Consider the following 24098-nt stretch of genomic DNA (forward strand, 5'->3'; position numbering starts at 1 on the left):
CTGGATTACACGCTTCACTATTATGGAGGCGCAGAACAAGAGTTGAAATGAAATAACCAGAAGTCGAAAATAATCCAGCAGAAGTTAAAAGTACCGAAAATAAATAGTGAAAGAGAAAGCAAGTCAGCGTTCTATTTTCAACATGCTAAATTAGTAAACAGCTCTTAACGCAGTAACTCTTAACGGAAGAAATATTTTCCCATTGATAAACGCCCGCCTAATCGATTAGGCGGGCGTTTTTTGACTTCTAAGAAGTTTCTATGGACATTATGATTCTCTTCAAATCAGTCGGATTTGATATCTTAAATACTCAATTTTAACTAAATGGAATTAGTTGTGACATTTAGGTCACGTTATTGATGAGGGATAAAAATAGATAATTTTCCATCTGTGTTGTTTACACGCTAGTTAAATTGTGGTAAATTCTAGTTATAAAATAACAATTCACTACATCGTGATTTTAAAGTCACGATGTTTAATGAAGGAGTGATAGAGAATGAATAAGGCTGCTTTTCAAGTTAATACCCATTCGCTAGGAAGGCTTTGGCCGGTAAAGTTGTTTGCTAGAAATGCCCAAGACGATGGGTATAGCGAATTAGAAAACTTAGATATGGCTGCAGATGCGATTTTATTTAACCAAGGTGTTTATGTGTATGAGATTGGAGTTGAAACACAAGAGGCTTGGTCTATGAACAAACTCCGTTTTGTTAAAATAAAAAACCTGATTTCAATCCAAGGTCCCATTCCGTACCAAGCACCTCACGAACTTTCGGTTCACCAAGTCCTATCTCTATCTGAAGCTGCAAAATTGTGGGGATTAAATGATAGTAGTACGTTACGAAAAGCGATGGAGCGGGATAAGTTCTATGAGTCAGAGGTAAGGAAGGCGGACTCGGTCTGGTTGGTTACTTATCCGGCGATGCAACGAGTCTTTGAAGCGCGGACGAAAAAAGAGATTGAAACGGAATTTTATCCTAGTATTACGATACAAGCAAATGATGGTGCTGAATCTTTTTCGATTCAAGAAAATCAACTCGTTTCAAAGAAGAAAATTTCACCACGGCAGAAATATAAGTTAAATGAAATGGATAGCGATGATGAGAGCCAATATATAGAAAAAAAGGGGACGGATTAGATGAATAAGCTCGTTAACTTTTCAAAGAAAATAGATCTATTAATGGTGCTTTTTGTTGTTAGTATTATGGTTCTACTAAGCATTGCTTATTTTTCTATTCCGACAAATGCAATTATTTCTATTCCTGGAACGGTGACGTCTATGACAGAAGATATTGAAATGGATCAAGCAGCCAATGTCCATCGGGTATCGGTACGAAACTTTATTGTTTACGATCGTCTCGATTTCCTGGAATACATGTGGAATAACAAAGAATTGGTTTCTACTTTTGGTTATTCCTCATTCGATACAAATAAGGATGCCACTGTCGCCGCTCTTTCTCGAGAAATTGAGGCGTTAGAGTTAAAAATAGAAAAATACGACGTGATTTTTAACTTTATTATGAACCGGTACTCATCGGAAGAAGAAGTGGATATTGTTTTAAACGATTTGAAGTTCCCAGATGATGCAATTGGATCTTCGGACTCGTTAGCGATTACTTTAAGTCTAATCGGAAATTACGAGCAGAAGCCTTGGATGGCGTCAGAACAAAAAGTCGTGATCACAGGTAGTTTAGGAGAAGGAGGCGCAGTTGTTCCTGTTGGTGGTGTTTACCTTAAAGCGCTCGCCTCCAAAAAAGACCAAGCAGATGTTTTCATCATTCCACAAGCTAATATTGAAGAAGCTAACCGGTATATGAAGCGCAATTCAAAGCCATTAATCGTAGCGGTAGAAACGATTAATGAAGCGATCGATTGGTTAGATGAGAATATAAAATAAACACAGGAGGCGTTGGATTTGGTACAAGTTGAAACTGTAATGACAGTATTGAAGATAGGCTCAATTTCGTTATTTATACTTTCTATTATTTTTTTAAGACAAGGACTTCAAGCACCAAGTAAATGGAAAGGGACATCCCGTAAGAAAAAAATGAAGTGGAACCCTTATACCCATTTTAATCGACACCTTTTTACAGAGGCGAGCATTCAAAATGCAGCTACTGTGTTCGGGAAGAGAAAGAATCATTTTCTAGCATTTGATACAGATGTCTTACTTGAATACCCTAACATACTAACCGATGTCTCGGACAAGCTTCAGCAGCCAATACTAATTAGCGAGCAAGTTCGCTATGAATTAAATCGCCATAAAGACCGTAATCCTAATTTGAAACAACAGGCGAGAGTAGCTTTAAAATCGATTGCCAATTTACATAAAGAAAAAAAATTAGAATTGTTACCGATTAATAAGCCATTCACTCAAGCACAAGGACTTAGACCTGAAGTAGACGATGACCTAATTATCGCTTCTTATCTGGAGCGAATGAACGATCAAGCTCAAATAATATTCATTACAAATGATAATAACGCCCGAACGACAGCGCGGACGACAAAGCTCACTGCTCTGGAGCTTGACTGGGAAACGGATAAGTCAAAGAGGCCAAAGGAAATTAAATTCCGGCCGGGCTATGCATATAAAGTGATATCAATCGGAACGTTTGCACTGGCGATCGGTTTCATGTATGGTCATAGTTTTGTAGAAAAAGAGATAATGGCAGGTAGTGTTACTGTAGAAGCTTCCGAGGGACAAGTCACATTCAGCACGAAGCACCCGACGTTCATTGAAGATGAACAGCCATATTTAATCAAAAGCGAGTACGATGAATTTTACCAAGGATATGAAATAGGAGACTGGGGAGCGGTTGCTGTACTGGATACGGACTACCTTTCAGCTGGCAGGGGGCCTATGCAACGTTCACATTATAAAGTAACCCTCGCGTCTTGGATTTACGATGATATCCAAGAAAAGAAAAACCAATTGAAATATGTTCTAGTATTAGAAAATGGTAAAGAGTTTGAGGAAATGTATCAATTCGTTCACTCTTATCGGAAAGAGGGAATTCGCATCGCGAGTGTTAACAGTAGTGTCCGGTTTTCTGGAGTGAATAGTTCTGTGGAGGTTAACTTTAACCTTAAGAACGAAGTAGAGGTGGACCATCTTAAGGAGGCGAAGTTAAGACTTGTTCATAAAGTGACTGGAGAAGTCGTCCAAACGATACCGGTAAAAACCGTACATAAGGAGGAGTTGTAATATGTCGTTGATGCAATGGATCTTGTTAATCGTTTATGTTTTAATTCCAACGACCATTATATTTGCTATTATTTTCGGTACTTGGCGACTAATTGCTTTTCTAGTTGAAAAGTTTAGGAAGTTTACAAGAAAGATGGATGGGATAGATACTTAAAATAGGGACTTTCTCTAAAAAAAGTAGGACGAACCCTGGTTTGGGTTCGTCCTACTATATTTGTATATTAGCGGTACGTTTTTTTTTACTATTTATTTCTAAACTCTACGATTTTCCATTGGCCATTGTCGTCTTTTTCCATATCAACTACTACATCAAGGCGTTCAATAAGCTTAGCTTCAGCTTCAGCTTCAGATGTAATTCCAAACACTTGAATGTTGACATCATAGGTAAAAGTATTTTCATCTCTTTCATGAACGAATGTAGAGAAGAATTGCGGGTCAATTTCTTTGTAGTCCCATTCAATAAATGCATCAGCCATGTTTAAGTAGGCTTCGTGGTAGGGTTCTGGATATAAGAACGTATCCGTTGCAATGGAGTAAATGTCTTCTTCACTTTCAATTGTATATAGATCAAATAACCTAGTCCATGCCTTTTCTGCTTCGTCAGTTAATGCGCTTTCCATTTCGAAATAAATGGAAGGAAGTTCGTTACTCTCGACAATTTCTTCAATTTTTTGTAAAGCAGCCTCGTTGTTAAATTGGTGAGTATAAAGGTCAGAGCGTTCCCCTTCACCGTCTAAATAAATAGTCTCTATACTTACTCCATGGTTGGTCTCAAGCCAGTTATCGTCTACTAATTTGAAAAGAGTAGCGTATTCTGAAGTGCTATTGTAATTTGAATCTTCCATATATTCTTCAGTCATTGTTTTACTTTTTACAATAGCTAGAGCTTCGTCTTCTATCATATAAATGACATCTAGGTTAGTAATCGACGTTGTAGGTTTTCGGTCCATCAACCTCTTTAAGTTAAGCTCATTTTGTGGTTCTTTTTGTAAAAAAATTTTGTAAGTATCTAAGTCTCCTTCATCAAGAGCCGCAGATTGTCCCTCAAGATTTTCGCGAATACTCTCAACAACACTGATTGGGACTCCATGTTCATTGTTTTCTTCTTCTTTTTCTACAGCAGTAGGTAGCTCTCCCTCTTCTTGTGAACCGACTTGAGATTGAGATCCGCATCCCGCAATGAATCCAACGACAATAATGAATGATAATAAAACAGTTAAACTATTAAATTTCATAAGTGCTTCCTCCATTAGTATAATTTACCTTTAGAAATATAATTGTAAAGTTAGAAAATGTTTCCTTAGGTAATAAAACAAGGACAATTATACTATAATTCGACAATTATTCCTAGGAAATACAGGAAGAAAGTAACTGAGAATTTTTAACAGTAATATTAAAGTAATTAATTCGAGGTCTGCCCCCACTAGAGTAAAGTATTACCGCTGTGGGACAGTCCCGCTATAAACAATGATAGAATATGTTAAAAAGCACGAGTAGGTCAGGCTTAATTTTAGTTATACAAAGCGAATCAAATCGGGTATATGTCGAAAGGTCTATGAAATGGCTAATCATGTCGCACGAAACTCCTCTTGTGTCTACACGTTTCGCCTTACTTCAAAAGTAAAATTTGGTAAAGTGGATGAAAACGATTACAGAGGTGAATAAGATGTCCTTTGAGTTGGTGCTAGATGCGATACTAGGTAAGAGAGAATTGTTCCATGTTATTGACTGTACAATATGTGGCCACGAAGAAATTTACTATATTGAACCCGAGTCGAAACAACAAATAGGGAAAGCTTGTTCACATTGTGGATTTGTTCAGAAATTTGAGTTTGACCACCAAAAAGAATAGTGCTCCACTTATATCCTCAATTTTTTTAGTTTCTTTTTCGGTTAAAAAAGTAGGTTAAGACCTGCTTTTTTAGTTGGAAGAGTGTTATTCTTTTTTTCTTTGCCTAGCTCTCACCGGTCCTCCCAATCTCCTTCTTTTTATCAGTACAACTAAATAAATAGGGCTGTTGCTAATCCTAGCTAAAGCGTTAAAATAATAGATAAAGACCTGACTGACTATTAGGTCAAATCTTGGTAGCATCGTAGGGAGTTTATAAACACATGGTTAAATCGTTTTCCTGGACAGCTGTAATCGCTTGGATGGCGCTTATTTTCTACTTGTCGCATCAACCAGCAACAGTGTCTAGCGAATTAAGTTCAGAAATAACAGAGGTAATTGTACAAATCATTGAAATAGTCGCCCCGAATACACAGTTTGAGTTCGGCAATTTAAATCATCTCGTAAGAAAAAATGCTCACTTCTTCGCTTACTTAGTCCTAGGGCTGCTGACGATCAACGCCTTAAGAAGAAGCGGAAGTAATGGGTATCGAAGTATGGGAGTAGCGCTAGTCATCTGTATACTTTACGCCATCTCAGATGAAGTACATCAGCTCTTTGTACCAGGTCGTTCTGGAGAAGTACGGGATGTGCTCATTGATACTGCAGGGGCAAGTGTAGGCATTGGTATGTATTGGTTGTTTAGTAGAGTGTTGAAAAAAACTGCCACATAAGTTATATTGGTTTGTTGGTTTTGGGGGGCATTTCAATTACGGACGGTAATGGATAGAGCTATGAAATATAATCTTTTAAAATTTTACTAATTATTACAAATGAAAAAACCTGTTTCAACCGCCAAATTCTTTTGACGCTAAAACAGGAAGGGTAAGTAATTACTTATTATCCATTGTGTTTCTGTGGAGACGATCGATGGTTTCTTTTAACTTTAGGTTTTCCATCTTTAATCGACCGTTTTCAAGCTTTAATTCTTCTAATTGTTGCTGTAGTTCTTCACTCGAAGCATTAGTAACCTGTTCAGTTTCAGCTGTTTCTGTTGAACATGCAGTTACAGTCAGCAAAAATAAAGTAATGGTAAGTAAAGCGAGTTTCTTCATAGTTCCTCCGTATCATAGTTGTTTTTTAGAAAGAGACTGACCAAATAAGTCAGTCTCTTTACATTTTTATGCTAGTTTTCTTCTACGGGCAATGAATAACCCTGCAAGAAGTAACAACATTCCAAGGACCATGTATGAAAACATGTGAGTTGCTGTCTTTGGAAGAAGACTACCGTCTTGCTCTTTTGGCGTGACTTGATCGGTCATATCATTTAATTCAGCTTCTGTTAAATCGAAAACAGCATATGTGCTGAAGTGAGAAGTAGCTGCTTGCAATGTACCTTCTGAAGCATTGTAAGTACCACCAATTAACTCCCACTCACTTTTTTGTTCGTTCCAGTAGAATAACTGAACTTGCTCTGGGTGTTTTACTTTGCTCTTATCAATGTGGAAAGTTAATACTACTTTCTCACTAAATGTGCTAATAATTGAATTTCCTTGAAGGATGGTGAAGTCATATATAGAACTAAGTGCTTTCTCTATGTCTGCAAGTTTTTTCACGGAAATTTCAACCTGTTCATTTTTCAGATTACTTACTGGAATATTAAGTGTTACGTCACCTTTGTCTAGTAAGATCTTCGCATTCTTTTGTTTCAGAAGTTCTACTTGTTCTTTTGTTAGAGCTAAAGAGACTTCTGTTTTGTTTTTATATTTGCTTAAATCAATCTGTAATTGACCATTCTGTTGAACTTGATTAATAACGTTCATGTCAACAGTTGCCTTATTTTGTTGTACTTTAGGCTTTGTTACAACATCTTTAAGTTGGTCTTGACCTTTTTCTGACTTGCTGTCTTTAGGTTCTGGATACCCAGGCTTTTGGACTGCATCATTTTTTTGATCTTGCTTCGGTTTCTCAATGACAGGCTGTTTGTTTCCTGCTTGATCTTTCTCAGGTTGAGTCGGACTAGGCTGTTCAGTATCAGCAGGGTCTTGTCCCGGTTGAGTTGGACTAGGCTGCTCGTTATCAACGGGGTCTTGTCCCGGTTGAGTCGGACTAGGCTGCTCGTTATCGACAGGGTCTTGTCCCGGTTGAGGCTCGCTTGACTCATCGTCATTTACTGCCTCTGGAGTAGTAAATGAAGACTGATAATCTGCTTCTAACGGTTTGTTGTCATAGTCCTTTATGCCTGAACTGATTACAACATCATACGTTGCATTAGGAGCTAAAGGCTCAGCAGGCGACCATACAAATGTTTGAGAAAGGAGTTGATCCTCATTTGGCTCATAGTAACCAGATCCAGGTTCCACTTCACGGTACCCGAAATAGTCTTCTAAATCGAATGAACCTTCTACTAATTGTCCTTCATGATCATATACGCGAATATGGTCATCGACATTTGCTTGGTCCATAAGACGATCAAATGAGATCGTTAAAGTCCCTTGGTTGTATAGGGTACCAATTACTTCAGGGTTGCTTATGCGAACTAATGGTACGTTTAGCTCCGTTTCTTCAGGTGGAACGGTTACAATGCGGCTAATGTATGTTTCGAACCCTTCTTTGCTAAAAATAACTCTCCAATCACCCTGATAAACATCCCAGCCATAACGACCGTCTTCATCTGTGATTTGAGGGTTAATTTGTCCGAAGAATTCGGCATTCCACATAACCCATCGATTATTTTTAAATTCTTCTACGATTGCTGTCGCACCAGGTAGGCGGTTATCCATACTTCCTTCAAAAACATATCCAGAAGGGTCAATCAGTACGATAACTTCCATTAGAGGTAAGCGCGTTGTTGTGTCTCCTTGTTTGAAGGAAATTTCAAACATTTGCTCTCCATACGAGCTCCATCCTGGAGGAAACTGTCCTACATATTTTTCTTTTTGTGCGTTGTAGTTCAATTGATACGTTTCACCAATAAAGTGGATATACACTTCATCAACTAATTTATCAAACGACACTTCAACATCAATAGGTGTAAATTCAACAATTGCAAATGTAGCTACACCTGTATTAGGGTTTAATGTTACACCGCTATTCCAGCCGGCATGAATAGTAACTTCTTCAATCGATGCCACTTCTGGTTTATACGAAATTTGTTTTGGTTCAGATAAGAAGACTTCAGATCCCTCTGTAACTTTAGCAACCAAGTTGTGTGTACTTTCTGTTCCTTCGCGTACAGGAAGGTTTACGTCCATGTACCACCAGCGACTAGTTACTTCTGTTGTTCCTAGTAGTCTTTGGCCATCAAATACTTCTACCGTTGAACCGACCTTTGCAGTTCCGTAGACTTTTACTTTTGGTGTGGCTGTGACTTCTGGAACTTGCATGTCTACAAATAATACATTTGTTGTTGCTGATAAGTTAACTTCATTTTCACCGTACTGAATTTTTGCAGTGGAAACGATTTGTTGTGAAACATCTTCATTTACTTTTACTTGGAAACGAAAAGTTCCCGCTTCTCCTGCTTCTACTCTTGAAATAACGGCCTTCCCGTTTTCAAGAATGATTTCTTGACCATTCAATAAAACGGTTTCTTCAATTAGTGTAACCTTATCTGATAAATTCAGATCTAGTATAACATTTTCGGCAGCATCCGTTCCGTTGTTTTTATAGTCTAGACGATATCTCATCGTCTTACCAGGAACGACAGTTGCAACAGATGAAGAGAAACGGTTCCCGTCTCCTGTAAAGTTCCCAGTTCCTTTTTCAGTGAGCATGATGTGGTACGGTTCATTTTTCGGTGTAATTTCTCCAACTTCTACATTTGGATAATTAAAGCTTTCTGTTTTTAGCGTGTATGTTTGATTAGTTACATTTCTGAATTTAAAGTAACCGTTGCTGTCCGTTCTTGTCCAATACGAACTCCAGTTAGCGCCTTCTTCGAAGAGCATAACGGAAACATTACGTGCTGGGTTACCGTTTTTATCTTTTAAAATACCTTCTACATAACGCTCTGGACTTAACTGAACTTGTCCCAAGTCAAAGGAATTATTAACAAAATCAGACTTTGAAACAGTAAATCTTTGAGTTTCGAATCCAGTCATGGAAACATCAATTGTAATATCATTTCCATCTAATCCATATACGATAAATTCACCGTTCGTCTTTGTTGTAGCATATTCCCACACATTATTGTTGTAGGCATAGATATTCGCACCGATTACTTGATTCCCGTTCTCAGTAATAACGGAACCTGTTACCTTTGCACCCTTTTCTAAAGTAATCTCAAGTGATGAGTTTTCTTCAGTGAATTTAAAAGTTCCATTATACGTACGGTATCCTTCACTTCCAATGCTAATTTGATAATCTTGAGCATAGGCTAAATCTTTAAAAGAGAAAATTCCATTTGTCGTTTCCGTGTCCCAGGCATAACGATAACCAAAGTCATAGTTGTTTGCTGCAGATGTGACAGATGGGCTATAAATAGATACATAATCGACCTTATTGATTGGTGAACCTTCTTCATTGTTTATAACGATATCCATGTTACCCAATGAAAGGTCAATTTCATTAACTTCGATAAACATTGGTTCATTTACATAATCTTCACCTGAAGTTATTTCTATTCCCTCAAATAAAGTGTCAACATATTTCCCGTTACCAAAAATATATAGATTGTAAGTCCCTACAGGAATCGATAAGGATGTGCTCGATTGGTGCCATAGTCGTAAAAATCCTTTGTCTGTGTAACCATACAGTTGCTGATTTTTATTATGTGGACCAACGCCCTCTAGGTAAAATTCTAGTCTACGGTCAACAGCTTCACCATCTTTGTTTACGGCTTGGAAACTTGTAGACACTCGTTCTACTTGACGAGTACGGACCGTTCTGTTCATTTCAACTTCACGGTTTTCTTTTAACATGACAACTCGAACTGTGTTCCAAGAATTAGGGTTTAAGTTTTCGGCTGTGAAAGTAGAAAGTGAAGAGTCAAATTCTTCTACTTTCTTATTATTAACGTAAACAATAGACTCAGTAGCTTCGAAACGTTCAAGCGAGTCTGCCCAGCTGACTGTAAATGTTGTAGAGCTAATATCAGTTAACTCTAAACTATAAGTAACCGGTTGTTCAGGTTTGGGCTCAATAGGTTCCTCATAATCTGGAGTAGTAGAAAGAGTAGTTACGAAGGCTTCAACATAATCGTCCCAACCATCTGCTACTAGAACTAACCCAATTTCATAAGTTGTATAAGGGTTTAATCCATCAATTTCATAGAATGAAGCGGATCCGTCTATATCAATATAGAACTCACCGTCTATAAATAATTGAAAGTAATCATATTCAGATCCTCGAGCTGTTGCAGCAAGATCAATGGTAATCGTTGTATCTGTAATTTCCGAGATAACTAAATCCGAGTAATGAGGCTCCTCATATTGGACATAGACGTCTCTTTCTTCCAGTTTTTTGATCATATTAAAGGTTGTTGAGTTTTCAGATAAGTCTAGTAAGTTCCCCCATAATGTAACGTATTCTAAGTTTTTCATTTGCAGTAACGGAGAAATATCTTCTATTTCATTGTTATACAAATGAACTGATCTTACGTTTGATAGGGAAGAAAGAACATTAATTGACTTAATTTCATTATTAGAAAGGTTAAGGTGTCTTAGTCCAGACATGTTTTCAAGAAATGAAAGGTCCTCGATACCTGCATGAACTAAGTAGAGATATTCTAAGTTAATTAAATTATTTAATGGACTTAAATCCCCTAAATTAACATTGAACAGATTTAGGTCTATAAGGCTTGTCAACTGAATGATAATGTCAAAGTTGTCGACGCTAACGTTTTCAAGGGATAAGCCCATTAAATTTATAGCCGTCTCCAATCCTGACAAATTAAGCGTGTGATCGTTGATTCCATAGAAGTAAAAATAATATAACTCTTCCATATCATCCGTTTTTATATTACGGTGTTCAACACCAAAATGGGTACGAATTTGCTCTTCTAAAAGCTTGTCTGCAAATATTACATCGTCACCGTTTGGTATCGATTTTGTTGTGAATGATATCGTAGCGGTTTTTGCAATCGGTGTTCCATCCGCATGTCCAACCACATAAATTTCATATTCCGTGTTAGGTACTAAATCTGTTAGAACAAAATTGTAAAAATAGTCTTCTTTAATGTTGGTGTGGTTTACTGTTTCACCATTTACAACAATTTCATAGGAGTTAATATCCACTCCATATTCATCAAAGTACCAATATAACTGAGCAGTTGCTTCCGAAACATACCCGGTATGCAGTTGAGGTCTTGGATAATTTACATCTATACCACGATCTTCTAGCTGTGTAATAACTTCCATATTATTAGAGTTCATACTCAAGTCGATAGGGTTCCCCCAAAGTGTTACATACGATAATTTAGGTAATTTTAATAGAACATTAATGTCAATAATATTATTATAGCCTAAATATAAATACCTCAATTCGTTTAACCCTTCAAGTACAGAGATATCAGTAATACCGACGTTGTATAGCTCCAATGTACGTAAATTTGTTAGGTTATGGATTGCTGTAAAATCCTCAAGTTGACTATCAGAGATATATAAATATCGTAACTCAGTTGCAAATTCTAAACCACTTAAACTACTGATAGGATCATCATAAATTGAAAGCTGAGTTAATTGTTCCAAATCACTTTCTCTTAAACTTCTTGAAAAAATACGCAGCTCGTTTCGTACGAATTGTTCTAGTGTCTCATCCTCAAAAGTGACGACGTCACCTTGTGGCTCTGCTTTTGTATGAGCTTCATAAGTCCAGCTATGATTCCTAGGGAGTCCATCATGATCAATGGCTACTACTCTCACATCATAATAGGTTTGCGGAGCGAGTTCAGTAATTTCAAAGTATTTTGTTTGACGATCAACTTCACCTACATACTCATCATTTAATAAAATAACATAGCTTGAGATATGTGAATCATCAAACCAAAGATCCCATTCTATTTCAATTGAATTCTCAGTTGCATAAATATCAAGTGAAAAATGCTCGGTCCATTCATATTCGATATGAACGTCATTATTAAGAAGGGCTTCAATTACTTGATATGTACTTGAACTTGTGTCAAGGTCTAGTAAATTATCAGTTAAGCCAACATGGTATAAATTGGGTAAATCTAATAGTAGATCGATATTAGAAATTTGATTACCCTTAACACTTAAAAGTCCTAAATTTTCTAATTTGCTTAACGCAGTTAAATCGTCAATTTGGTTATGATCAAGGTATAGCCATGATAAGTTCGTTAAATTGGCTAAAGGCTCAAGGTTTGAAATGTTGCTATAAGTTAATGTTAGGCCGCGTAAGTTAGTAGCGTACTCAATACCCGTGAGATCTTCTACATCTCCATACCAAAAATATAATTCCTCAAGCTTCTCTAAGTCATTTTTTGTTAGAGGACGTTTGAAAATCCCTACTTGTTCACGAATTTCACGTTCAAGCACCTCATCCGGTATGTGGACTTCTTCACTTTCAACGGTTTCAGCAGTTGTTAATTTATATTCACGTTCGCTTACAACTGTTTCATCATAGTCTATGCCTTCGATTTTAACTGTATATTCAGTATTTGGTTCTAAATTAGGAATAACATAAAAATTTGTCAATTCAGTTAGTTCACCATCAACATAAATAGAGTAATAATCAACATCATAGTAGTAAGAAGTTAGTTTAAAAGCAATACTCTCATCAGTTATTTTAAGGTTATAGATATTTATATCTTGTTCCTCATCATAAAGATGATAGTTTCTTTGATAACGATCATGTTCTTCATCATAAAAGTCTTCTTCGAAATCTTCTTCTTCATTAGAAGTCGTATCTTCATTGTTTAAAAGATCGTCATCAAGGAATTCATCCTCACGAGTTGAACGGTCTTCATCCTGGAGATCTTCTTCATCAATGAAATCTTCTTCCTCAATAAAATCATCTTCATCAATAAGCTCAAGTTCGTCATTAGCGACTGCATTTTCTTCCTTATTGACACTGTGCTCGTCTAAATTACTTAAAGGCTTGTAGAAAGCACTACTCTTATACGTTTCGTTGTAGTTTCCGATTACAACGGAGTAGGTGTACTCTTCCTCCAAGTTCACATTTTTATCGTAATAGACATAAGAATATTCATTTTCATTCACTTTAGTCACTTCCACATGGTTGTGATACGAAAGTTCACGATCGTTTCGAATTAGGTCGACTTGATCCAACTCGAAATACTCTGTTGTTATCCACTCAATCTTAAGTTTATCGTCTTCAACAACAGGAGTTTTTAATAATAAGTTAGTAGTTTCTGACATTACTCCCACATTTCCAAATGGAACTGCAAATAATTGGAAAATAAGTGTGAAGATAATTGTCAATTTAAGCCACTTTTTCTTTCCCATAACTTTCCTCCTTATTAAATTGTGTAGTGTACGCAACCTATTAATTGCACTAAATTACATACTTTTACATTATAAGCTATTAATTTACAAAAAGTAAGACTTTTTTCGCGCTACTTTATTAATACTTATGTATAATGTAGTCAATTGTCCTGAGTCAATAGACTGATATTGGAATTAATAACAATGTTTCAGAAGTAAAGTAGCGGCAGCAAAGTAAACTATACGAATAAGAGCTTAAGGGCAGGAAGAACATATCATTACAAAGTAAGAGCCTACCGTACAGTAAATGGAAAAAAAGTATACAGTAACTACTCTAAAGTACGTTCGTATAAACATTAGGTTTTTTAGTTTTCTATTTTATAGTTGGTTAAATTGAATTGCTTGGAGTTAATACAAGCCATTCTTTCTTTTAAGTCATTCTATTTTACCTCTAATTAGTAGCGAGCCAGTCGTTTTCTGAGTTAAAAGGCCATAAAAGAAATAGCCGCTAATTATTGTTGCTTCCCAAAGGAGAAAATCTGGATGTTAACAAAATACCTGATGTATACTAATTATTTTTTATTAGCAGTGACTATGTTACTTAGTCTATTCTTCATAGGTTTTGTAGTCTTTCATTCTAGTTTAGAGAAATGGAATAGAAAACGAAGATGGAACAAAGTTGTTACTAATAAAACTAGAGAGATTAAAATTTCAAAACATAAAGTGACCGATCCTGATATGGGACATCCTTTAACAGTGGATGATATTAGAAGCTTTTTACAGACGCTCGATCCTTCTTTGCTAGTAGGTATTGAACATATCTTACTAACCAACCGTTTGGATTATATGAATATTGGTTATTTCGGCAGTTATAGCCCTTTTCGTTCTTTTCATACAGAAGAAGGTGGAACAATTAACTTATATCCACTCGAAATGGAAGGGGATCTGTACAAATATTATGCACCAACCAGTATCACCAACAGATTAGGTCCAAATAACAAACTTCCTACAAGTAGGGGCTTTTATTTCCTCCTGGATAAAGAGGCTGCGAAACAAGAGATGTTATTTACACTAGGTCACGAAATAGCCCATAGTAATTACTTTATTAAAGACCAAGTCTTGTTTGGAGAAGAATTAGAATTAAAATGTGATCAATTCTCCCGAGGTTTGGGGTGCCAATCGCTGACCTTTGATAACTCTTTTGCAGAACGTAATCAACTTTATCGGGATAGAGTTCGAATAGGTTATATCCATGAGTTAAACGAAAATTAGTTTTTAATAAAGATAAAAGTAGAGGATGTGGAGAAATAATGGAATCTATATTTGGAGTTGTTATTGGTCTTTTTTTAATTTTATTTATACCTTTACAAATTATTTTTGCTATTATTATTAAAATAGAAGTTTTTAAATTAAGAAAAAAAGATCGTATAACAGAAAAAGAAGCGAGTGGTTTTTTGAAACGTATGCGTTATGTTCTTTGGGTACCTTATACTACTAAATATTTTTCACGTATGCGAGAAGCTTATCGCTACATTTATGAGAGCCCTTTGGTTAGCTTTGAAACGAAAAGAAAAGTACATAAGTCACTAAAATGGCGTTTAGTAAAGGGAATCCCTGCTCCAAAGGAATATCAGAAGATTTCTTAGTTAAAATTTTTTTAAAGATCTTCTTTTTTATTTTATGATCCTTATATGCTTGTGTTAAATAGGATAAGCTAGGGGTTTATTAAACCAATAGAAAAGAAAATATTTGTTAATAAAACAACCGTTAAGTCTTAACGGTTGTTCTATTGAAAATGTATGCTAACTTCTTTACTTGCGGGGTTTAACATCTCTCATACAGTGCCTTATTACTAATTTTACAAAACATTACTTGGCAACAAAATAGTTAATCATGTATTCAGCCCATAAGTCGTGGCCTCGTTCATTTGGGTGTACTCCCGTTATAAAGTCTTTTAGGTCATCATTCTCCACATCAGGCCATGCTTGCCAATGATCTATATACTCATAATCGGAATTGAGAGTAAACTCTTTTAGCCGGTCAACTTGTTCTAAGTAAATGGTGGGTCGATAAATTGGGTTAGGTGGCTGAAGGATAACGAAAGCTTCAGCTGCTTCTTCTTTAACTGTTTCTAATAACTTTTCAACATTCTCTATAGTTTTCTCCATCTTTACGATCCCATTATCATTTAATAGTAAAGGCTCGAGGATTACCACGTCCGGTTTAATAGTAGCTGCCATAGAATGAGCGTTTATTTCAATAAGGTGATTCGTACTCATATCTTCTAAATTCATGGTCTCTAATACAAAATTCGCACCAACATAATATTCATTCAATGCATCCAATAGTTGAAAGGGCCATGAAGAATTTTCAGAAGGGCTACTAAAATTTGCTTCTGAACCAATGACTAATAAAGTGATGCTTTCATTTGCTTCTAATTTGTGAAGTAACTTCTCACTAAGCACGTCACTCATATTAGCAGTAAGTCCAACTAATTCTTCAATATTTACAGCAGAACTAACACTTGAATCTAAAAGTTGTTGTTCTTTTGCTGACTTTCCTATCGATTCCAGTTTGTTATCGTAATGTATTTTTCCAAAGATGACTATACCCACAGCAACTAGGCAAAAAATTGGTATTGCTAGTTTTTTCACAGAGACCAACTCCCATATTGTTTTACATCTCATATTATATACTTTTTTATTTATTAAAAATAAGAGGTTTTACAAGTTTTTTACAAAATATGATAGGATTATAGAAAATACTACAAGATGGAAAATTAATGTACATCAGTATTGGAGGAGAACATGAAGACCAAACTACAAAGGTTTTTTATACTCTTTTTAGTTTTTACCATGTTTGGATGGGGAACCATGGTTTATTCAGAGCCTAAACCGAATGAACATGAAGACAATGGAAAAGTTACAACGAAAGAACAAGACGAGCCTAAGCCAGAACCAGGTCCTGTACCCGAGCCTTTGCCAGAGCCTTTGCCAGAGCCTGTACCCGAGCCAGAACCAAAGCCGGAACCGAAACCAGAACCGAAACCAGATCCTAAGCCGGAACCAAAACCTGCGCCGAAACCAGAACCGAAACCAGAACCAAAGCCAGATCCAAAACCAGAACCAGCTCGAGAACCAAGACCAACGCCTGAGCCAAGGCCTGAACCAAGGCCCGAACGGAATGAACAAAGATCGATACCTGGACAGGAATTTGAGGATAATCAAATAGGAAGTGATGCTAATCGCGAGATAGAGGAACAACCAGAAATAGTTGTTGAAGCAGAAGGAGAGCAAAATGTAGCATTAGAGGATTTAGTCGATACATTTGAAAAGAAACAATCGAGTGCAGAAACAGTGGATACCTATATTTTTACGAATGTATTGTCAATTCTGCTTCACGATACACCTGCTTCTGAATCTGCTGCATCTTTTTCAAGTAACCCTGTAGATGATTTAGCTCGTAAATTATCAATAGAACAACTAAATGAAATAGAACGTTTTTTTGAGGACCCTAGTGTAAAAAACTTAGGTGATACGAGTGATATAAAAGAAAGAATACGGATGATTAAAGAGAAAAAAAGGAATTTAATTCAGACCACTCGTTTTGAAGCAGAAGCAGATGAAAAAGAAGATGCCGAAGTAAATGTAAGTATATTTGTAGAAAAGTGTATAAGAGAGAGCTTGGTAGTTATCTAAAATTATCTTTTATACGCTATTAAAATGGTAAATAAACAGGGAGACTTCTGAAAATGAAGTGGCTGTCGAAACTAAAGGGAAGGTAATCTAAATGAAACATATTCATCTAGCATAAACTCATTTAGACTGATGAACCGCCCCCTTATGAGATGGCCCTTCATTCATTTTGTGTTTTAGTTGGTGTTGTTTTTCCTTTTGATATAGTCAATAATGTGTGATTTATTTTTAAAAAAACCGGAAGTGTATTTCAACTTATTCACTTGTTGAATTATGATATTTATTCATTTTCTTCTTCTGCATGTTGTATTAACGTATCTAGGTCCTCCTGAGATATTCGTTCTTTTAACATTTCTTTTAGTTATGCGGTCTTTTCCTCAGTCAAGCTCCTCTTCAAACTTTCTTGGATTGCCGTCATTTCATTTAGTGATAATATTTCCGATACTTTGGTAATGTCCCCTTCTTTTATGTAGTCCGATATGCTGTTTATTTCTTTTAATATTTTTGGTGGCTGTTCATCAGTTTGACACATTTTTAATATGAAATACACGGGGTTCTAAACAGTCTGATCAGTGGGGAGACAAAATACCTTATTTTCTGATAAAAAGTCCCAAAATTTATATACGTTTGGTAAGAAAATCGATATAATAGAAGATGGATTATTTAGTAAGGAGTTTTCTATGAAAAATATTATATTTGCTTTAAGTGTTTTACTCTGTTTTTCTCTACTGATATTTGGGAAGATACAATACGATAATAAATTGAAGGGGATTGCGCAAGAAGCTCAATCGACCTTTAAGGAGATCGACACATTAGAAGCCGTTGAGCAAAAAGACCAAGCTAGTAATGAAGTAGGTTCAATGCAAATTAGGGAAATTCACCCTGAATTACAAGATAAGCTCATTGGTGCCGTAAGTAATAATGAAAGTGTACGAGTGGCACTTGTGGGTTCGAATGCTTTAGCATCGGTAAATGGATATACTCCATGGCCTGATTTAGTAATCCAGGAATTAAACGAGACTTATGGAGAAGACGTGTTCGAATTTACGGTCTTTGAAGTAGGAAATCGTACAACACATCAAGTGCTAGAAGCGGGAATACATAATGAATTCTCAGATTTTCAACCTGATGTTCTTCTCTTTGAACCATTGATACTTAATGATAATAATAATTTAACTATTGATGTGACACTGCAAAATCTTACTGCAATCTTGACAGATATTAGAGCTGTAGCATCGGATGTTTTCATTGTCTTACAGCCCCCTAATCCTATTTATCTTCCAAACTATTATCTCGAGCAAACGAGAGAGTTGAAAAGATATGCTGAAGAGAATGGTTACCCATATATTGATCATTGGGAAGCGTGGCCTTCAATTACAGATAACGCAATTCAAGAATATATAGAAGGTACTCGACCAAATCAAAAAGGACATGAGGTTTGGGCAAGTGCAGTGGTAGAATTCTTTAAAGGTAAAGACTAGTTAGGAGATTATGAAAAATGTCAAAACAAAATCCATTGCTTGATGTATTATTAGAAGCTTACCGCAAAGGCGAAAAAGAAGGTACTGAGCTTCAGGATCTAATGAAAGATATTGAGAACAGATTGCGTGTATTCATTGAAAATCCAGTAAAATAAATTATGGGCGATCAGATAGGAATTTATCTGATCGTTTTTTTTTTTTTTTTTATAAAAAAATCGGTGCCAGGCACCTTTATCCATTTACTGTGTTAAAGGTGCCTGGCACCGTATTTGTGTTATTTGTGTTTATTTGATTTTCTCATTTTTTCTTTTTTAGATGTGCTTGGTTGGCCTCCAGACCGTGAAGTAGGGTTTTCGGCATTTGCATGTTCAACAGCTTGTTCGAGCTTCTTTTTCATCCTAGGACCTCCAAAGATTAAATTTCATTTCAGAAATTAGGCTCCCCTTAAATTCATTATAATAATCAACATTCAGCAATATTTTACTCCTTAGCTAAAGTTACGCTTTAAAGCGTTGCAGGTGCCAGGTACCTGCAAAAAACCTAAGGTTGCGGGGAACCTTAGGTTTGAGTGGGTTTATTTATGAAATTCGATTAATGCTTGTAGTAATGCATCTGATGCATCATCATAAAACTTATCTTGTTTCATCATATTTGCATCATTAGGATTTGTGATAAAGCCTAATTCCACAAGGATACTTGGAATTCTTGTGTAACGAACAACTCCAAAGTTCCCTTCTTTCACACCGCGGTCGCGGGTTTTCAATTGTTGAACGAGATGTTTTTGAGCCACTTGTGCAAGTTGTTGGCTCTGGGCGTGTTGGTGTGATCGATTCCAAAATGTCTCAGTTCCATGTGCTTGTGAATTAGAAAGTGAATTTGTATGGATACTAACAAAAGAATGTCCGTTTGAAGCATTGGCTATTTCAAAACGTCTGTTAACAGATACAAAGGTATCTGTTGTTCGAGTCATGACGACTTTTGCACCTGCTGCTTCAAGCTTCTTTTGTAACTCTAAGGATACTCGCAAGGTCACGTCTTTTTCTCGTAAACCGTTACCTACTGCACCTGGGTCACTGCCACCATGACCGGCATCAATCACAATCGTTTTACCAGCTAATGCATTAGTCGGCACAGGGTGACTTGGAGTTGATCCACTGCTGTTTTGATTATTGTTATTAATAGTTACTGTGACATGATCGCCATGTATATATGCCCACTGGTTATTATGCTTAATTTTGAGCCAATTCCCATTCACATTTGTTTCAAAAATGGAAACGGAAGCACCTCGAGCAAGCATACCCACTCGATTACCCGAAGTAGCAGCTGTTTGTCGTATGTTTAGAGTTGTAACGTTAACTGTACCTGTAGCAACAATATTGTCGGAGTTATTGTTATTATTCAATGAGTTGTTATTGTTTGAATTATTGTTGTTTGTAGTTATTGTTACAAAATCGCCATGGACGTACGCCCACTGGTTATTCAACTTAATTTTATGCCAATTCCCATTAACGTTTCTTTCAAATATAGAAACAGTGGCGCCACGATTAAGAGTTCCGACTCTGGCACCTGAGGTAGACGCAGTTTGTCTAACGTTTAGTAAATTGACATTAACCGTACCTGTAGCTACGACTGTATTATTGCTATTGTTGTTATTGTTAGAGTTCCCACTATTATTATTTTGATTGTTGTTACTAACCGTTATTGTAACAAAGTCACCATGAACGTAAGCCCATTGGTTATTCATTTTAATCTTTAGCCAGTTGCCATTGACGTTTCGTTCATAGATGGACACTGAAGCACCACGAGTTAGACTGCCGACGCGAGTTCCTGAGGTGGAAGCCGTTTGTCGCACATTTAATGAATTGACATTGACCGTACCCGTTGCAATGATCGCGTTGGAACTGTTATTGCTGTTGTTATTACTTGAATTTGAATTGTTATTGTTATTATTTTGGTTATTGGAACTAGAACTGATCGTTACAAAATCGCCATGGACGAAGGCCCACTGATTGTTGACTCTAATCTTCAACCAATTCCCGTTGATATTCCTCTCATAGATGGAAACCGTCGCACCGCGAGCCAGACTACCGACGCGAGTCCCCGTTGCAGAAGCGGTTTGTCTCACATTTAATGAGTTGACATTGACAGTTCCAGTTGCAATGACTGAGTTTGAACTGTTGCTGTTGTTACTATTATTACTGGAATTGTTGGAATTGCTATTATTATTCCTCGTAATCGTTATGAAATCGCCATGAACGTAAGCCCACTGATTATTCACTCTAATTTTCAGCCAGTTTCCGCTAATACCAGTTTCATAGATTTGAACAGTGGCCCCACGAGAAAGACTCGCAACGCGCGCTCCTGTTGTAGAAGGTGATTGTCTTACATTTAATGAATTGACGTTAACAGACCCCGTAGCAACAACTGTACCTGAGTTACTACTTGAGTTATTAGAGGTATTACTTACTGGAGTCACACTAACATAATCGCCATGAACATACGCCCACTGATTATTCATTTGAATTTTTAACCAGTTTCCATTGACATTACGTTCATAAATCGAAACGGTTGCCCCGCGTGAAAGACTACCAACTCTTGTCCCAGTAGTAGATGGAGTTGACCTTACATTCAATGAACTAGCCTGAACAGTACCTGTTGCTATAATTTGACTCTGATTTGCATTCGTATGTTGTTCATACCCGATGTAAAAACTAGAAAGAAGAATAATACATAAACATACAATCGCCCATTTACTTCTGACCATAGATTACTCCCCGATCCGTTAAGATTTTTTTATAAAAGAATTGAAATACATCGTAAAAAACTCGCTAGTTCTTTTGTTGATGTTGTTCAATATATTGAACATTTGCTGATGTTTTGCCCTATTGCTGTTCATCTATCATTATCCGAAACTTAAAAAATACTTCCATATTGTATCTAGTAAAATACCTAAACCACCGAAAAAAATTCCGATGCAGGCAATGCTAACTGGCGATCCCCATTTTACGTCTTTCAATCCATAAACCTCCTTTCAATTCTGAAGTTATGTTCAATTTACATGCAGGTGTAAAACTCTAACTCTCTCATTATTTGATCGTGAAGAGGACCTGCGCTGCAAATTTCGTTATGTAGTCATCAAAGTTAGTCCTAAAAATGAACCTAACGTCTGATGGAGGGTATGTTTTATAATGGTTAATAGTAGTTACATAGGAATATATAGGTATTAAAAATATCTTACCTCATGAGACAAATTCCGTAAAGATGCTGTCGAACGATAACGACTTTAGTCATGATTTTTTTTTAGGTATTGGGTTTCATCTATTACTTGAGAAGTTAATTCAGTACAGTTGTAGGTTGAGATTAATGGGCGCCGCAGATGTGGTGCGTTGATGCGGTGATGTTGTTAAGGTAGCAGGTACCTTTAGTTCTCTGCATCACTAAAGGTACCTGCTACCGGGTTTTCGAGGTATTGGACTTTACCTGTGACTATAGAGGCTTGTCCGCTTGTTAAATTGGTCATCCAGTCGGTAAACTGGTCCGTTTGTTGTTTTTCAACATAAGCTTGCACTTCTACCTGTTCCAAATAATTAATTTCCTTCAATATATAGGGCGATTGACGCAACTCGTTTTCAACTTTGCCTAACCAGTGATAATCGATCGTAGTATGCATCACCTGCATGAGCTTTCGTTCAACAATCCCAACTGCGTTCAACCCTTCACTTGTTGCGCCTCCATATGCACGGATTAAACCGCCGGCACCGAGCTTGATGCCGCCAAAGTAACGTGTCACAACGACGACTGTATCTTTCAAGCCACGCTTTTTCAACACTTCTAATATCGGCACTCCAGCTGTACCGCTCGGCTCACCGTCATCGTTTGCTTTTTGAACTTCATCGTTTTCTCCAATGAGATAGGCTGAACAATTGTGATTGGCATCCCAATGCTTTTTCTTAATCTTTTCAATAAACAGTTGGGCCTCATCTTCTGTCGTTGCGCGATCGATATAGGTAATAAATCTAGAGCGTTGAATATTGATCTCGTGTTCTCCGTAACTCTTAACGGTTAAATAAGAAAGTAACAATGGAACCCCACCTTATCTCCTGAAAATTTTTTAGAACCTTGGCATATATTGTCTAAAAATCATACCACAGTTTTACACACCATCGAAACAGTCCTGTAATAATAGAATGGTATGCTAAATTTGTCCTTGTCCACCAGGAGTTATGGTAAAATGATCATATATAATGTACAGCTAATCCGTGTCATAATAGATGAAAGAATATAATTACTCCCAAATTACTATTGTAAGAGAATTTAAGGTTGGTGGGCGCAGTGGCACAATCCGAATTAGAGGTCATAATTAAGAAAACGATCGAGACGGTCGACGAGAGTCGCGAACAAGTCTTTCGAATTGGTGAACAATCCCGAAAAGAATTTGCTATCTTAAATGAAGAATTGAAAGATATTCGCCATAAAGTTGCTAAAGTGATTGATGAAAATGACCGTACGCAATTACACGCACGATTCTCTAGAAATCGTCTTGCTGAAGTGAGTAAAAACTTTAATAAATATAGTAAAGAGGAAGTTAAAGCTGCTTATGAGCAGGCAAATGAATTCCAAGTTCAGTTAGCGGTTTTGCAACAAGAGGAAATGCGTTTGCGTGAAAGACGGGACTCGATTGAACGACGAATTGTTTCTTTGAAGGAAACCGTGGAACGAGCGGAACGGTTAGTCGGTCAAATGTCGGTCGTTTATAACTTTCTATCGAGTGACATTCAACAGTTAGGTGAAAAATTAGAAGAAGCGAAAGAAAAACAAGAATTTGGGTTGAAAATTATTGAAGCTCAAGAAGAAGAACGAAGACGTCTATCACGAGAAATTCATGATGGACCAGCCCAAATGCTAGCTAATGTTATGCTTCGCTCAGAATTAATTGAACGGACCTACCTAGATAAAGGAATAGACGCGGCTCTTATAGAGATACGAGACTTACGAAAAATGGTTAAATCGTCCCTTTCAGAAGTAAGAAGAATTATTTACGATCTAAGGCCAATGGCACTTGATGATTTAGGCTTGATCCCAACCCTGTCTAAATACCTAACTACATTTGAAGAAAGGACAGGTATAGCCATTCGGTTTAAAAGCCTTGGAAAAGAACGGCGTTTACAGCCTAGGCTTGAAGTTGCATTATTCCGCTTGGTTCAGGAAGCGGTACAAAATGCCTATAAACATGCCGAACCAAAAGAGGTCCAAGTTAAAATTGAAATTAAGTTGAACAAGGTTATAATAATAGTTAAGGACGATGGGAAAGGCTTTGATCAATCTGTAAAAAAAGAAGGGTCCTTCGGATTACTTGGTATGAAAGAACGAGTCAATATGCTAAAAGGCCAAATGACCATTCAGTCGAAAATTAATGTAGGTACAGGAATTGTTATCGAAGTACCTATTTAAAGACTAGAAGAATTTACTGATGGATGTAATAAAGCA

General features: G+C 36.7%; 19 protein-coding genes. 12 read left to right on the plus strand and 7 right to left on the minus strand.

The genetic code is table 11. The annotated features are described in order from the left end of the window. The first annotated feature begins 496 nt into the window (after positions 1 to 496). From ACNSTQ_RS01305 to ACNSTQ_RS01320, 4 genes are read left to right on the plus strand one after another with little or no spacing between them, the layout of a single operon-like run. A complete protein-coding gene (locus tag ACNSTQ_RS01305) occupies positions 497 to 1135 on the plus strand; it encodes a helix-turn-helix domain-containing protein (protein WP_418198044.1) in 639 nt (212 codons plus the stop codon). Further along, positions 1136 to 1894, plus strand: coding sequence for a S16 family serine protease (locus ACNSTQ_RS01310; protein WP_418198045.1), 759 nt, complete (start codon positions 1136 to 1138; stop codon positions 1892 to 1894). Between the two features lie 18 nt (positions 1895 to 1912). Then, a complete protein-coding gene (locus tag ACNSTQ_RS01315) occupies positions 1913 to 3202 on the plus strand; it encodes a PIN domain-containing protein (RefSeq protein WP_418198046.1) in 1290 nt (429 codons plus the stop codon). Position 3203: 1 nt separating this feature from the next. Continuing rightward, positions 3204 to 3356, plus strand: coding sequence for a hypothetical protein (locus ACNSTQ_RS01320; protein ID WP_418198047.1), 153 nt, complete (start codon positions 3204 to 3206; stop codon positions 3354 to 3356). Between the two features lie 88 nt (positions 3357 to 3444). Here the strand turns inward: ACNSTQ_RS01320 and ACNSTQ_RS01325 are convergent, their stop codons facing one another. Then, positions 3445 to 4437: a hypothetical protein gene (locus tag ACNSTQ_RS01325; protein ID WP_418198048.1), complete on the minus strand. Its 993-nt coding sequence runs from the start codon at positions 4435 to 4437 to the stop codon at positions 3445 to 3447. 431 nt (positions 4438 to 4868) lie between these two features. Here ACNSTQ_RS01325 and ACNSTQ_RS01330 point away from each other — a divergent pair, with 431 nt between their 5' ends. Together ACNSTQ_RS01330 and ACNSTQ_RS01335 are read left to right on the plus strand one after the other, a co-directional pair. Next, on the plus strand, positions 4869 to 5054 hold the full coding sequence (locus tag ACNSTQ_RS01330) for an acyltransferase (protein ID WP_418198049.1): 186 nt from the start codon (positions 4869 to 4871) through the stop codon (positions 5052 to 5054). Between the two features lie 260 nt (positions 5055 to 5314). Beyond that, positions 5315 to 5764, plus strand: a complete 450-nt coding sequence (locus ACNSTQ_RS01335) for a VanZ family protein (protein ID WP_418198050.1) — start codon at positions 5315 to 5317, stop codon at positions 5762 to 5764. Positions 5765 to 5923: 159 nt separating this feature from the next. On the opposite strand, the gene ACNSTQ_RS01340 is transcribed toward ACNSTQ_RS01335, so the two are convergent. Together ACNSTQ_RS01340 and ACNSTQ_RS01345 are read right to left on the minus strand one after the other, a co-directional pair. After that, positions 5924 to 6145, minus strand: coding sequence for a hypothetical protein (locus ACNSTQ_RS01340; RefSeq protein WP_418198051.1), 222 nt, complete (start codon positions 6143 to 6145; stop codon positions 5924 to 5926). 66 nt (positions 6146 to 6211) lie between these two features. Further along, the gene (locus ACNSTQ_RS01345) at positions 6212 to 13456 is read right to left on the minus strand and encodes a leucine-rich repeat domain-containing protein (RefSeq protein ID WP_418198052.1); all 7245 of its coding nucleotides are present in this window, start codon (positions 13454 to 13456) and stop codon (positions 6212 to 6214) included. A 522-nt stretch (positions 13457 to 13978) separates the two neighbouring features. Here ACNSTQ_RS01345 and ACNSTQ_RS01350 point away from each other — a divergent pair. Beyond that, positions 13979 to 14707 carry a hypothetical protein gene (locus tag ACNSTQ_RS01350; RefSeq protein ID WP_418198053.1) on the plus strand — a complete coding sequence of 243 codons (729 nt, stop codon included), beginning with the start codon at positions 13979 to 13981 and terminating at the stop codon, positions 14705 to 14707. A gap of 38 nt (positions 14708 to 14745) precedes the next feature. Further along, on the plus strand, positions 14746 to 15081 hold the full coding sequence (locus ACNSTQ_RS01355; protein WP_418198054.1) for a hypothetical protein: 336 nt from the start codon (positions 14746 to 14748) through the stop codon (positions 15079 to 15081). 222 nt (positions 15082 to 15303) lie between these two features. On the opposite strand, the gene ACNSTQ_RS01360 is transcribed toward ACNSTQ_RS01355, so the two are convergent. Continuing rightward, on the minus strand, positions 15304 to 16089 hold the full coding sequence (locus ACNSTQ_RS01360; RefSeq protein ID WP_418198055.1) for an SGNH/GDSL hydrolase family protein: 786 nt from the start codon (positions 16087 to 16089) through the stop codon (positions 15304 to 15306). Between the two features lie 153 nt (positions 16090 to 16242). On the opposite strand from ACNSTQ_RS01360, the gene ACNSTQ_RS01365 reads away from it, so the two are divergent. The 3 genes from ACNSTQ_RS01365 to ACNSTQ_RS01375 all read left to right on the plus strand — a co-directional run bounded on the left by ACNSTQ_RS01365 (position 16243) and on the right by ACNSTQ_RS01375 (position 18766). Next, the gene (locus ACNSTQ_RS01365) at positions 16243 to 17133 is read left to right on the plus strand and encodes a hypothetical protein (protein ID WP_418198056.1); all 891 of its coding nucleotides are present in this window, start codon (positions 16243 to 16245) and stop codon (positions 17131 to 17133) included. Between the two features lie 677 nt (positions 17134 to 17810). Further along, a complete protein-coding gene (locus tag ACNSTQ_RS01370; RefSeq protein ID WP_418198057.1) occupies positions 17811 to 18611 on the plus strand; it encodes an SGNH/GDSL hydrolase family protein in 801 nt (266 codons plus the stop codon). Positions 18612 to 18628: 17 nt separating this feature from the next. Next, complete coding sequence (locus ACNSTQ_RS01375) at positions 18629 to 18766, plus strand: hypothetical protein (protein ID WP_418198058.1); 138 nt, start codon at positions 18629 to 18631, stop codon at positions 18764 to 18766. Between the two features lie 119 nt (positions 18767 to 18885). Here ACNSTQ_RS01375 and ACNSTQ_RS01380 read toward each other — a convergent pair whose 3' ends face one another. The 3 genes from ACNSTQ_RS01380 to ACNSTQ_RS01390 form a co-directional block, all read right to left on the minus strand. Next, a complete protein-coding gene (locus tag ACNSTQ_RS01380) occupies positions 18886 to 19008 on the minus strand; it encodes a hypothetical protein (RefSeq protein ID WP_418198059.1) in 123 nt (40 codons plus the stop codon). Positions 19009 to 19185: 177 nt separating this feature from the next. Next, the gene (locus tag ACNSTQ_RS01385; protein WP_418198060.1) at positions 19186 to 21375 is read right to left on the minus strand and encodes an SH3 domain-containing protein; all 2190 of its coding nucleotides are present in this window, start codon (positions 21373 to 21375) and stop codon (positions 19186 to 19188) included. Positions 21376 to 22032: 657 nt separating this feature from the next. After that, complete coding sequence (locus tag ACNSTQ_RS01390; RefSeq protein ID WP_418198061.1) at positions 22033 to 22692, minus strand: YigZ family protein; 660 nt, start codon at positions 22690 to 22692, stop codon at positions 22033 to 22035. 251 nt (positions 22693 to 22943) lie between these two features. On the opposite strand from ACNSTQ_RS01390, the gene ACNSTQ_RS01395 reads away from it, so the two are divergent. Then, a complete protein-coding gene (locus ACNSTQ_RS01395) occupies positions 22944 to 24062 on the plus strand; it encodes a sensor histidine kinase (RefSeq protein ID WP_418198062.1) in 1119 nt (372 codons plus the stop codon). Positions 24063 to 24098: the final 36 nt, after the last annotated feature.

It is taken from the genome of Alkalihalobacterium sp. APHAB7, from assembly GCF_048323755.1.
Classification (GTDB): Bacteria; Bacillota; Bacilli; order Bacillales; family Bacillaceae_F; genus Alkalihalobacterium.